General features: G+C 64.8%; 10 protein-coding genes. 1 reads left to right on the top strand and 9 read right to left on the bottom strand.

The features are described from left to right. Window positions 1-220 precede the first annotated feature (220 nt). The 9 genes from EBBID32_RS09680 to ptsP all read right to left on the bottom strand — a co-directional run bounded on the left by EBBID32_RS09680 (window position 221) and on the right by ptsP (window position 11,386). Window positions 221-742, bottom strand: a complete 522-nt coding sequence (locus EBBID32_RS09680; RefSeq protein WP_037490034.1) for a tetratricopeptide repeat protein — start codon at window positions 740-742, stop codon at window positions 221-223. Window positions 743-833: 91 nt separating this feature from the next. Further along, complete coding sequence (locus tag EBBID32_RS09685) at window positions 834-2,009, bottom strand: RsmB/NOP family class I SAM-dependent RNA methyltransferase (RefSeq protein WP_006954920.1); 1,176 nt, start codon at window positions 2,007-2,009, stop codon at window positions 834-836. A gap of 105 nt (window positions 2,010-2,114) precedes the next feature. Beyond that, a complete protein-coding gene (guaB, locus tag EBBID32_RS09690) occupies window positions 2,115-3,572 on the bottom strand; it encodes an IMP dehydrogenase (protein WP_006954923.1) in 1,458 nt (485 codons plus the stop codon). A gap of 179 nt (window positions 3,573-3,751) precedes the next feature. Beyond that, window positions 3,752-5,701, bottom strand: a complete 1,950-nt coding sequence (gene ftsH / locus EBBID32_RS09695) for an ATP-dependent zinc metalloprotease FtsH (RefSeq protein ID WP_037490033.1) — start codon at window positions 5,699-5,701, stop codon at window positions 3,752-3,754. A 77-nt stretch (window positions 5,702-5,778) separates the two neighbouring features. Next, a complete protein-coding gene (locus EBBID32_RS09700; protein WP_006954928.1) occupies window positions 5,779-5,970 on the bottom strand; it encodes a hypothetical protein in 192 nt (63 codons plus the stop codon). Between the two features lie 94 nt (window positions 5,971-6,064). Further along, a complete protein-coding gene (gene tilS / locus EBBID32_RS09705) occupies window positions 6,065-7,045 on the bottom strand; it encodes a tRNA lysidine(34) synthetase TilS (RefSeq protein ID WP_006954930.1) in 981 nt (326 codons plus the stop codon). After that, window positions 7,036-7,971 carry a hypothetical protein gene (locus tag EBBID32_RS09710; protein WP_006954933.1) on the bottom strand — a complete coding sequence of 312 codons (936 nt, stop codon included), beginning with the start codon at window positions 7,969-7,971 and terminating at the stop codon, window positions 7,036-7,038. Before EBBID32_RS09710 ends, tilS begins: the two co-directional genes overlap by 10 nt. A 94-nt stretch (window positions 7,972-8,065) precedes the next feature. Continuing rightward, a complete protein-coding gene (locus EBBID32_RS09715; protein ID WP_006954934.1) occupies window positions 8,066-9,028 on the bottom strand; it encodes a helix-turn-helix domain-containing protein in 963 nt (320 codons plus the stop codon). Window positions 9,029-9,112: 84 nt separating this feature from the next. Further along, window positions 9,113-11,386, bottom strand: coding sequence for a phosphoenolpyruvate--protein phosphotransferase (gene ptsP / locus EBBID32_RS09720; protein WP_006954936.1), 2,274 nt, complete (start codon window positions 11,384-11,386; stop codon window positions 9,113-9,115). A gap of 141 nt (window positions 11,387-11,527) precedes the next feature. Between ptsP and EBBID32_RS09725 the strand changes: the two genes are divergently transcribed. Further along, a complete protein-coding gene (locus tag EBBID32_RS09725) occupies window positions 11,528-12,685 on the top strand; it encodes a pyridoxal phosphate-dependent aminotransferase (RefSeq protein WP_006954937.1) in 1,158 nt (385 codons plus the stop codon). Window positions 12,686-12,752 lie beyond the last annotated feature (67 nt).

Here is a 12,752-nt window from a genome sequence, read left to right on the forward strand (position 1 = left end):
CTCGAAACGAACGGAGGTGGATGATTCTACCTGAAACCACCACGCACCAGACGCATGGGAGGGCTGCTGTCCTACACGCCGCCCGCCATGTTATATTGCGCGCGCAGGCTCTTTCTCACCGTCGATACCCAAAACGGCATGCATAACAATATATCACAACCCGATAAGAAAATGTCGCATTTGCCGGGAAATGTGCGAAGTTAAGCGCGGCAAATCCTATTTACGGCGTCTCGGTCGGCGCGGTCTTGGGGGCAGTCGGCACGGCATCCTTGGCGGTCAGCGCCACGGCAGGCGGGCCTTTCTGGATCGCGGCGGCAAGCTTGCCAACGGGCGCGCAATCAGCCTTGCACAGCGTCTGTGCCCTGGCCAGCACCTCCTTGGCCTTGGCCAGCGCGCCCTTCTCCACCATCGCTTCCCCCTGCCCCGCCAGCGCGGTCAGATCGGTCGGGTCGAGCATCAGCGCTTCCTTGTAAAGCCGGATCGCCTTGCCCTGAAGCCCCTGTGCGCGGGCGACCTGCGCCAGTTCGACATAGGCAGCGCGGTTACGCGGATCGAGTGCCAGCGCGCTTTCCAGCGCATCGGTCGCGCCGCTCAGATTGCCCGCCGCAAAAGCCGCGGCTCCCGCCTTCTGCCATTCGATCGAACGCGGCTCGATCTGCGCGTCGGGACGCTGGGTCAGGCCGACGCTGGACACGGTGGTCAGGACAGCGGCTAGCGCGATCGAGGCAGGGGTAAAACGCATGAGTATCTCCAGCCATGTTTCAGGCGCTGATTTGGTCCAAGTGTCGCGATTTTGCGGGCGCTTGTCCATGGCCTGTTTCACGCCGCCACTTTCAGGCCGACCGGCGCAGGCGTGCGAAGAAGAAACCGTCGGTGCCATCATGACCCGGCGTCAGCAGCCAGCCAGCGCCATGGGCGCGGCCCAGCGGCATATCGATCGTTTCCGCCATCCATCCGTCATGCCGGGCCAGAAAGCCGTCCACCTGATCGCGTCCCTCCTGATCCGTCAGCGCGCAGGTAGCATAGACCAGCGCGCCGCCAGGGGCCAGCAAGGGCGCGGCGAAATCCAGGATGCGCGCCTGTTCCGCGACCAGCCGGTCCAGTCGCGCCTGCGTCAGCCGCCAGCGCGCCTCCGGGTTGCGCCGCCAGGTGCCGGTGCCCGAACAGGGCGCATCGACCAGCACGACGTCGGCTTGGGCCTTCAGGCTGTCCAGCCCCCGCCCCTCATGCCCCTGATCGATCAGCAGCGTTTCGATGAAGGTCGCCCCCGCCCGCTCAGCCCGCGGGCTGAGCCGCGCCAGCCGCGCGCGGATCGTATCGGCGGCGATCAGCGTGCCCTGCCCCGCCATCGCAGCGGCCAGCGCCAGCGTCTTGCCACCCGCGCCCGCGCATAGATCAACGACGGTCATGCCGGGCGCAGCGGCGCAGGCCAGCGCGATCATCTGGCTGCCACCATCCTGCACTTCGACCAGCCCCTGTTTCCATGGGTCGGTCTGCTCGACCGGGAAGCCTTCGGGCAGGCGCAGGCCATCGGGCAATCCGGGGATCGGCTGCGCATCGGGCAGGTGCGGCGCGACGGTGGCAGGCCTTGCTTTGAGACGGTTCACCCGCAGATCGACTGGCGCGCGGCCCAGCAGGGCATTTTGCTCGACCGGCGCCGCCAGCAGCGGCGCGAGCCATGCCGGCATCGCCCCGGCGCTGGCACCCACCTCACCCGGTTCAATCGGCATCGGCGCATGCGCCGACCCGTCGAACAACGCGGCCAGATCGGGCCGCTCCTGCGCCAGCCCGATCATCGCTTCGCGCCCGGTATCAGGCCGCTCGCCTGCGCGGCGGATCGCGTCATAAACATGGTCACGCACCGCCCGCCTGTCGCGCGACCCGGCATAGCGCCGCTCCTTGAAATAGCGCGCGATCAGCGTGTCGGCAGCAGGCCCACCATCCCGCGCCGACGCGATGATGGCGTCGAGCAGCTCGATCGCAGCCTGGATGCGGGCGGCGGGGGTCATGACTCCCCTCCCTTTAGGGAGGGGTTGGGGGAGGGCATGTCGCAGTAATCGACGATCAGCACACGCCCTCCCCTAACCCCTCCCGCAAGCGGAAGGGGAATATTATCAGCGCGTCGGATAATTGGGCGCTTCCCGCGTGATGGTGACATCATGGACATGGCTTTCGGACAGGCCGGCATTGGTGATCTGCACGAAGCGGGCGCGTTCCTGGAGGTCGGGGATGGTGCGGCTGCCAGTATAGCCCATCGCCGCCTTCACGCCGCCGACGAGCTGATGGATGACGTCCTTGGCCGGTCCCTTGAACGGCACCTGGCCTTCAATGCCTTCGGGCACCAGCTTCATCTGGTCCTTGATATCCGCCTGGAAATAACGGTCGGCGCTGCCGCGTGCCATCGCGCCGACGCTGCCCATGCCGCGATAGCTTTTATAGGCGCGGCCCTGATAGAGGAAGGTTTCGCCCGGTGCTTCGGCGGTCCCGGCCAGCAGCGATCCGACCATGACGCAACCAGCGCCCGCCGCCAGCGCCTTGGCCACGTCGCCCGATGTCCGCAGCCCGCCATCGGCAATCACCGGCACGCCCAGCTTGGCGGCGGCTTCGGCTGAATCCATGATCGCGGTCAGCTGTGGCACGCCGACGCCCGCAACCACGCGGGTGGTGCAGATCGACCCCGGCCCGATGCCGACCTTCACGCAATCCGCCCCCGCGCCGATCAGCGCGCGGGTCGCTTCGGCGGTGGCGACATTGCCGGCGACGACCTGGACATGGTTGGACAGCCGCTTGACCGCTTCGACGGCGGCGGAGACCTGCTTGCTGTGGCCATGGGCGGTGTCGATGACGATCAGGTCACATTCCGCGTCGATCAGCGCCTCGCTGCGCTCCAGCCCCTTGTCGCCCACCGTGGTCGCCGCCGCCACGCGCAGACGGCCGGTGCCGTCCTTGGTCGCTTGCGGGTAGTTGACCGCTTTTTCCATGTCCTTGACCGTGATCAGGCCGACGCAACGATAGGCATCGTCCACCACCAGCAGCTTTTCGATCCGGCGCTGGTGCAGCAGCCGCTTGGCTTCGTCCTGACTGACGCCTGCGGGGACAACGGCCAGATTATCCTTCGTCATCAGTTCGCTGACCGGCTGGGCCGGATTTTCGGCAAAGCGGGTGTCGCGGTGGGTCAATATGCCGACCAGCTTGCCCGATTCTTCCACCACCGGAATGCCGCTGATCCGGTGCTTCTTCATCAGCATCTGCGCGTCGGCCAGCGTGGCGCTGGGCAGGATGGTGATGGGGTTGACGACCATGCCGCTCTCGAACCGCTTGACCGCGCGTACCGCGTCGGCCTGCTCCTCCACCGTCATGTTCCGGTGCAGTACGCCAATGCCACCCAGCTGCGCCATGACGATCGCCATGTCGGCTTCCGTCACCGTATCCATCGCCGACGACAGGATCGGGATGTTCAGCTTTATTTCGCGGGTAACGAAGGTGGACGTGTCCGCCTGACTGGGCAGCACGTCGGATTCGCCGGGCTGCAACAGCACGTCGTCAAAGGTGAGGCCGAGGCGGATATCCATGGAAAATGCCACTTTCTGATGCGGAACCGCGGGCTGGTTCCGGGGGATTTGTGGCGGCCCATGTAACCACTATGGGCGCGGACGGCCAGTCCCTTTGGGGCATTTTATTGCGCTGGTAGCGGGGGCATGAAAAAGGGCGCGCAACCGCATGGTCGCGCGCCCTTTTATAGCTTGGCCGATCAGGCGCCGGCGGGCGATGGGTTGCCGAACGGTCCCTTGCGCTTGCCCGCGCGCGGGATGGAGGAACCGGCCGCCGGAATGACCGACGGCTTGATCGTCGTGCCGTCGTCGCGGGTGATTTCACCCTTTTCCAGCAACGCCTTGATCTCGTCGCCGCTCAGCGTTTCATATTCGAGCATGGCGTTGGCCAGCAGGTGCAACTGGTCCTCATGACCGGTCAGCAATTCCTTGGCCCGGTTATAGCCCTGCTCGACCAGCCCGCGAATTTCCTTGTCGATCAGCTTGGCGGTCTCGTCCGACATATGGACGCGCGCGCTCTGCGAATAGCCAAGGAAGGTTTCGCCCTGCTGCTCTTCATATTGCAGCGGACCCAGCTTGTCGGACATGCCCCATTGGGTGACCATGTCGCGCGCCAGCTTGGTGGCATATTGAATGTCGCCCGATGCGCCGCTCGATACCTTGTCATAGCCGAAGATGATCTCTTCGGCGACACGGCCACCCATGGCCACGGCCATGTTCGCGTGCATCTTGTCGCGGTGATAGCTGTAGCTGTCGCGTTCGGGCAGGCGCATGACCATGCCCAATGCGCGGCCGCGCGGGATGATCGTTGCCTTGTGGATCGGGTCGGACGCGGCCTCATGTACCGAAACGATGGCATGGCCCGCCTCATGATAGGCGGTCATCTTCTTTTCATCGTCGGTCATGACCATGGAGCGCCGTTCCGCGCCCATCATCACCTTGTCCTTGGCTGCTTCAAACTCGTCCATCGCAACCAGCCGCTTGCCCCGTCGCGCCGCCATCAGCGCCGCTTCGTTGACAAGGTTGGCAAGATCCGCGCCGGAAAAGCCGGGCGTGCCGCGCGCGATAGTCCGTGGTTCGACGTCCGGGGCCAGCGGCACCTTCTTCATATGGACGGCCAGGATCTTTTCGCGGCCTTCAATATCGGGACGCGGCACCACAACCTGACGGTCGAAGCGGCCCGGACGCAGCAAGGCGGGGTCGAGCACATCGGGACGATTGGTCGCCGCGACGATGATGATGCCCTCATTGGCCTCGAAACCGTCCATCTCGACCAGCAGCTGGTTGAGCGTCTGCTCACGCTCGTCATTGCCATTGCCAAGGCCTGCGCCACGATGGCGGCCAACCGCGTCGATTTCATCGATGAAAACGATGCAGGGCGCGTTCTTCTTCGCCTGCTCGAACATGTCGCGCACGCGGCTGGCACCGACGCCGACGAACATTTCGACAAAGTCGGAGCCGGAGATGGTGAAGAAGGGCACGCCCGCTTCGCCTGCGATCGCGCGGGCCAGCAGCGTCTTGCCGGTGCCGGGCGAGCCGACCAGCAGCGCGCCCTTGGGAATTTTGCCACCCAGACGGGCAAATTTGGTCGGGTTCTTGAGGAACTCGACAATTTCCTGCAATTCCTCGCGCGCTTCGTCGATGCCGGCCACGTCATCGAAAGTGACCTTGCCGTGCTTTTCGGTCAGCAGCTTGGCCTTCGACTTGCCAAAGCCCATCGCGCCACCTGCGCCGCCGCCCTTCTGCATCTGGCGCAGCACGAAGAAGGCAATGCCGAGGATCAGCAGGAAGGGGAGCGACTGATAGATGAGGATCATCCAGAAGCTCGGCTGTTCCTCGGCCTGCCCTGAATATTTGACATTATAGTCGTCAAGCAGACCGGTGAGGCCAGGATCGTTGACAGGAACGGTGCTGAACTTCTGGCCGCTGGCCAGCGTACCTGAAATCTTGTTGGGCGCGATGGCGACGTCCTTGACCTGCCCTTCCTGCACTTTCGAGCGGAATTCGGAATAGGCGATGCCAGTCCCGGCGGTCGAGGCGGAACGGCTGTCGAACATGGACACGAACAGCAACAGGGCGACAATCACACCTGCCCAAATCATCGCGCTCTTGATCCAGGGATTGCCCTGCGGGTCTTTCTCGTCGTTCATCATCACTCTCTTTCACCGGCCAAGATAGGGCGCGTAGGGCAAAGCGCAAGCTTGGGACCAACCCTATATGGCAAGGATTAACCGACGGTGAGTTGGACAATGACGAGATAGGCCAGCACCAGCGCCAGCCCCGCAGAAAGGCCGCAAAGAAGATAGCCCAGATAAAGCAACAGCGGCGGGTGCGGCCGGGCCAGCTTATGGTTACGTTGCGCTGCCGAAAGGATGACACTGGCCAAAAGGCCGTAGGTCAAGGCCGCAAATTCCACCATCGTTGCAAATCTCCGCTTATTCATATGCAGGATGACGCATGGGCGGCATTAAGGAAAGACTGTTGCGGCGCACAAAAACGGCAGTCCGTTGGGTTCATGCGTCGGGTTGCGGAACTTTTCTGGAATTCACGCGCGGCGGTGCGCGACGTAGCGTCCAGACCGATCCACCCCGCAGCAGCCAGTTACCCAGATTCGCTCGCCCCCCTGCCTGCGCCGCACCGATCGCACGGTCCAGCGCATCGCCCCGCGGCAAGGCTGCATCGGGCGCTGCGGCGCGCAGCATGTGGAGGATCAGACGGCGCATATATTCGCGCGGCAAGTCGGTGCGATCGAGACGCCACTGCCTGCCGTCACATTCGACATGCCGCGCCGCCAATTCGGCAACGCTCCAGTCCAGCGCAGCCTCTGCCTCGGCCAATGCCGCTGCGCTGCGGGCTGCCGCTTCCGGGTTCAGCCAGTCCGCCCCCGCCAGCGCCGCGCGGAGCGCCGCCCGGTCGAACCGTGGGTCGGCATTGGAGGGATCATGAACATGCGGCAGCTCTTCATCATCCACCAGTTGCTGCAGCGCGGCCTTGCGCACGCCGAGCAGCGGGCGGATGACGGTGCCGGATCGGCCCCGCACCCCGGCCAGGCCGCCAACCCCCGACCCCCGGTTGAGCCGCATCAGCAGGGTTTCAAGCTGATCGTCGGCATGATGGGCGGTCATGACCCAGTCGATGCCCTGCGTAAGGCGCCATTGTTCGATCAGCGCATAACGCTGCGTCCGCGCCCAAGACTGGATGTTACCGGTGGGCGGCATGTCGGGCGTCGCGACATGGTGGGCAACCCCCTGCCCCGCGCACCAGCGCGCGACCATTGCCGCTTCGTCGGCGGAGGCGGGGCGCAGGCCATGGTCGATGGTCACCGCCGCCACCCGTCCGGCAAAGGACTGTGCGGCCAGATAGAGCAGCGCCATACTGTCCGGCCCGCCCGACACCGCGACACCAAAGCGCGCCGCCGGGTCATCGCCCACCAGCGCCTGTGTCGCCGCGATCAGCCGGGCTTGCAGCGCCGCGCGAAGGCTCGTCAGCTGCACTTCGCCCTGGTGCGGCCCTTGTCCATCATGCCGCGCAGGCTGGCGGACAGGCTCGTCCCATAGACCTGCTCCAGCTCTGCATAGACTTTGCAGGCGTCGGCGGGCTTTTTGAGCTGGATCAGCGCTTCGCCCAGATAAGCGAGACTGTCGGGCGCGCGGTCGCCGCGTGGGCGCTTCTGGTAATTTTCGTAAAAGGCGACCGAGGCCAAAGCAGGCTTGCCCTCGTCCAGATAAGCGCGGCCGAGCAGATTCTGCGCCCGGCTGGCGACCGACGATGTGCCATATTTGTCGACCGTAGCCTTGAGCTGTGCCTGCGCTTCGGGATAATATTTCGCGTCCCAAAGACGAAAGCCATAGCTGTAGGCATCCATCGCCGCGTCGCCCGTATCGGGCCGCTCGATCGCGGCGACGGCAGTTTTGCGAGCCTCGCTCACGACCGGGGCTGCGGGCGCGGGCTTGGAGGCCACAGGCTTGGCGGCAACCGGCGCGGGGGCCGCCGCGTCCGGCGCCACAGCCGTGGGCGTCACCGCTGGCGGGGTTTCCGGCTGGAGCAGGCGACCTTCGATTTCGGCCTTATATTTGTTGAAAGCGTCTTCCAGCTGCTTGAGCTTGAAGCTGTTTTCCTCGACCTGGCCGGTAACCGACGCCAGCTGCGATTCCAGAGCGCCAACGCGCGCGGTCAGGTCCGATATGGGCGAAGAGGATGGCGAGCCGGGCGCAATGGTCGGGGCGGCGGGGCGGACAATCTGCGCTTCGATAGGCGCACCGGCCGGAAACACCTTGCGCTGGACTGCCTTCATTTCCTTTTCCAGCCGGTCGACCCGCATCTCGACCGGCGCGTTTTGCGCGATGGCGGAAGGCGCGATCATCAGCAGAAGCGGCGCGCTCCATGCCAGGCAGGAGGTCGCGAAAAAGGCGTAACGCATGATATTCCCCGACTAACTCTATCGCCTTAACCATAAGGCGTTATTTCGCGCGGTAAAGCGCGACGTTTCGCCCCGCCAGCGCCGGAACCCAGGCTCAGCCGCCCGTGTCATCGCCCGATGGAGCAGGCGCGGGTGCGGCCGGCGCGGATGCAGGCGCTGCGGCGGGTGCCACTTCGCCAGCTGACGGAGACGCGGTTTGACGCGGCATCGCCCGACGCTGCGCAGGACGGGGCGACGGCGTTGCAGAGGATACCGGGGCCACCGGAGCAGCAGCGGCTGTCCCGCGCGCCAGCAGTGCCTCGGCACTGACCGGCACGTCGGCGATCGTCCGATCCGGCGCGCCCAGTGGCGCCACGACCTTGCCCCCGACGGTAACGCTGAGCGATTGCGGCCGCCCCGTCAGGATCATCGGGTTACGCGCGCCCGCAGGCAGAGTGAAAACTTCGCCCTTCTTGAGCAGGCCGTCCTTCAGCCGTTCGCCAGCCTCGTCATAGATACGCAGCCAGACATCGTCGGTTGCGGTAAAGACGACCGGCTGCGCGGCTGGCGCGACGCGCGCAGCGCTGGAGGCGGCAGGGGCGGTGGCCTTTGCCTGTTGCTGGGCGATTTCCTCGCCGGTCGGCGGCGTCAGCGATTGCGAGCGCCAGAGCGTGTAACCCGCGATCAGGACGATGACGATGATGGCCGCGGTCCAGGCCAGCGTGCGCGACGGCACGCGGGCGGGATCGACCGGCTCGAACGCTTCGTAGCGATTGGCACCCATGTCGCTGCTATGCACCGCCTGGCGCACTTCGGCGGCAATCGCCACCTCGTCCAGATCGACCGCGCGGGCATAGGCGCGGGCGAAACCGACCGCATAGGGGATACCCGGCAGGGCGGCATAATCGTCGCGCTCGACCGCTTCCAGCTGCCGCAGCGCAATGCGCGTGCGGGTGGCGACCTCCGCCAGCGACAGCCCCAACGCCTCCCGCGCGGCACGCAATTTCGCGCCGGGGGTGTCGGGCTGCATTTCCGGAGCGTTGTCCGCACCGGTGTCCAATTCTGTTTCGTCTGCCATGCTGCTCCGCGACCTTCGATGGTCGGTCTTGTCTCACTGTGGGACGGGGATTGTCAACGGCGCGCCGCGCCCTTGCGGCTCACCTCACCCCAGTTCGATGTTCCGTTCAACCGCCCACCTGGTCAGTCGCGGCCGGATGTCGCGCGCGCCGCCGTCCAGCAATTCGCGCATCAGCGCGTGTAACTCCGTCGCATCGATCGCGCGGATCATGGCCTTGACTGGCCCCACCGAGGCCGGGGTGATCGACAGACGGCGAATACCAAGGCCAACCAGCGCCATGGCTTCGAGCGTGCGCCCGCCCATTTCGCCGCAGACACCGACCGGCACCTGATAGTCGCGGCAGGTCCGCACCACCCGGTCGAGAAAGCGCAGGATCGCGATACTCAGCCAGTCATAGCGTTCGGCCAGGCGCGGATGGGCACGGTCGGCCGCGAACAGGAACTGGGTCAGGTCATTGGTGCCGATCGACAGGAAATCCAGCCTGGGCAGCAATATGTCCAGTACCTCGGCGAGCGCCGGCACTTCCAGCATCGCGCCATATTTGACCGCAATCGGCAGCTTCTTCTTGCGCTCCTGCAACCATAAGCGCTGATGTTCGACCAGCGCGCGCGCTTCCTCATATTCCCATGGCTCCGACACCATCGGGAACATGACATGCAGCACCTTGCCCGCGCTTGCCTCCAGCAGGGCGCGCGCCTGCGCCTTCATCAACCCGTCGCGGTCGAGCGCCAGCCGCAGCGCGCGCCAGCCCATCGCCGGATTATCCTCCAGTTCCTCATCTTCACGCTGCATATAGGGCAGCGCCTTGTCACCGCCGATATCGACGGTGCGGAAGATGACCGGGCGATCCCCCGCCGCGTCCAGCACATCCTTGTAGAGACGCTGCTGCTTTTCGCGCTGTGGCAGGGTCGCCGACACCAGAAACTGGAATTCGGTGCGGAACAGGCCGATGCCGTCGGCCCCGACCATGTCGAGCGCCTGCGCATCCTCACGCAGGCCCGCATTGACCATCAATTCCACGCGCTGCCCGTCGGCCGTGACCGAGGGCAGGTCGCGCATCGCGACGAATTCGGCGCGACGCTTTTGCGTCACATGCAGCTTGTTGTCGAACGCCTCTTCCATGTCGGCGGTCGGGCGGAGCAGCAGCAGATTGGCGTTGACGTCCATCTGGATGAGGTCGCCCTCATTCACCAGATGGCGGATGTCGCGGACACGGCCCAGCACCGGCACGCCCATGGCGCGCGCGACGATGGTGACATGGGCGGTCAGCGATCCTTCCTCCAGGATCACGCCCTTCAAGCGACGGCGATCATATTCCAGCAATTCGGCGGGGCCAAGATTGCGCGCGATCAGGATCGCATCCTGTCGCAGGCCCATCTGCGCCGCCGTGCCCAATTGCCCCGACACGATCCGCAACAGCCGGTTGGCCAGATCCTCCAGATCGTGCATCCGGTCGGACAGCAGCGGATCGTCAATCTGGCGCATCCGCATCCGGGTGCGCTGCTGCACGCGCTCGATCGCCGCTTCGGCGGTCAGGCCACTGTCGATCGCTTCGTTGATCCGCCGGGTCCAGCCTTCGTCATAGGCAAACATCTTGTAGGTTTCCAAAACCTCCTGATGCTCACCCTCCATGCCGAATTCGGCCGCCCCGGTCATCCGGTCGATCTGTTCGCGCATCTTGGCGAAGGCGGAAATGACGCGCTGGCGCTCGGCCTCCGTATCCTCCGCGACCGTATGTTCGATATGGACGCGCGGCTGGTGGAATACCGCATGGCCGCGCGCCATGCCCATCACGAGTTGCAGCCCGTGCAGCATTGTCGTGCCAGTGTCGGTCACGCGCTGGTCGCTTGGCCCGTCATCGGCGAGTTCAGCGTTGGCGATCAGTTCCGCCATCACCATCGCGACGGTCTGGAGCGCCTCTATCTCCACTTCTTCATATTTGCGTGGTTCGGCATGTTGCACGCACAGGACACCGATCGACCGTTCGCGCCGCACGATGGGCACGCCCGCAAAGCTGTGGAACAATTCCTCGCCGGTTTCGGGGCGATAGCTATAGTCGGGGTGGGACGCTGCCTCGTCCAGGTTCAGCGTTTCGACATTGGTGGCGATCAGGCCGACCAGCCCCTCCCCCATCGCCATGCGGGTGACATGGACGGCCTCCTGCTTCAGGCCACGGGTCGCGAACAGTTCCAGCACGCCTTCGCGGACCAGATAGATGGAGCAGACCTCGCTCGACAGCGATTGGCCGATAATCTCCACCACCTTGTTCAATTTGGCCTGCGCGCTGGTGCGCGATGCCATCACTTCCTGAAGGCGGGTGAGGATCTGGCGGGCGGCGGCGGCGGGGGTGCTGGGCATGGTACCTGCGCTATCAGATCGGCGGCCTGCTTTCCAAGGCGATTCATGCAGGGTGATTGTTAAGCAGAGGTCATTTGCATGGCGGAAACATTCTGTACAATCGTCTAAGAGAAGAAAGTCGGCTTTCAGGGAGAATGGACCATGGCGACATTGGGTGAAACGGCGTTTGAACGCGATCTGCTGGACCGGGGTTATTCGCGGCGGCAACTGGCCAAGGCAACCGCGCTGCTGGGCGCAGGCGCAGCGGCGATCCGCGCGACAAGCGCCGTAGCGCAGCAGGCGGCCAAGCCGGTCGCGGGTGCGGTACGAATCGGCGCGAATGAATGCTGGACCGGCCCTTTCCCGGTCGCTGCCGAAGCCGCGTTCAAGCTGGTGACCGAGGGCAATCGCTACGAGCCGGACAATGAGCATCAGAAATTGTTCGACGCCGTCGCCGCTGTCGAGGCTGTTCCCACCGACCGTATCGTCGCCTGGCCCGGATCGTCCGATCCGCTGAGCCGCGTCGCGATCGCCTTTGCCTCGCCCACGCGCGGCATCGTCACGGCGGACCCGACCTATGAGGCGATCTGGCGGACCGGCGACTGGCTGGGCGCGAAAGTGACGAAGGTGCCGCTGACCAAGGATTATGCCCATGACGTCAAGGCGATGTTGGCCGCTGATCCCAATGCCGGGCTTTATTATGTCTGTTCGCCCAACAATCCGACCGGCACGGTGACGCCGATCGCCGACATACAATGGCTGGCCGACAACAAGCCCAAGGACGCGATCCTGGTGGTGGACGAAGCCTATATCCACTGGACCGAGACCGGCACCGCCGCCAGCATGGCCGCCGCCCGCGACGATGTGATCGTGCTGCGTACCTTCTCAAAGCTGTTCGGCATGGCGGGGATGCGGCTGGGGCTGACCTTCGCCGCGCCCGCGCTGATGGAAAAGATGATGCGCTATGATGGCGGGCAGGTGACCGGCATGTTGCCGATGACCGCCGTGGCGTGCGGCACGGTGTCGGTCGCGCAGGCAGACCTCATCAAGGCGCGCCGCGCGGAGATGAACGCCAATCGCGACAAGGCGATCGCCTTCCTGACCAAGAAGAAGATCAAGGTCATTCCCGGCAGCCACGCCAATATGTTCATGATCGACTGGGGCAAGCCCGCCAAGGCGATGTCCGATGCGCTTCTCGCGGAAAATGTGCAGATTGGCCGCAGCTGGCCGATCTGGCCCAATGTCTCGCGCGTGTCGGTCGGGTCGGCGGCGGAAATGGACGCTTTCTGCGCGGCCGTGGACAAGGTGTGGAAAGCGTAGCGTCACCTCACCCTTGCCCACCATAAATTTTACAGACTCTGGCGGCTGGCTCTTATACACAGCTGAC

The sequence above is a fragment of the Sphingobium indicum BiD32 genome (assembly GCF_000382885.1).
Lineage (GTDB): Bacteria > Pseudomonadota > Alphaproteobacteria > Sphingomonadales > Sphingomonadaceae > Sphingobium > Sphingobium japonicum_C.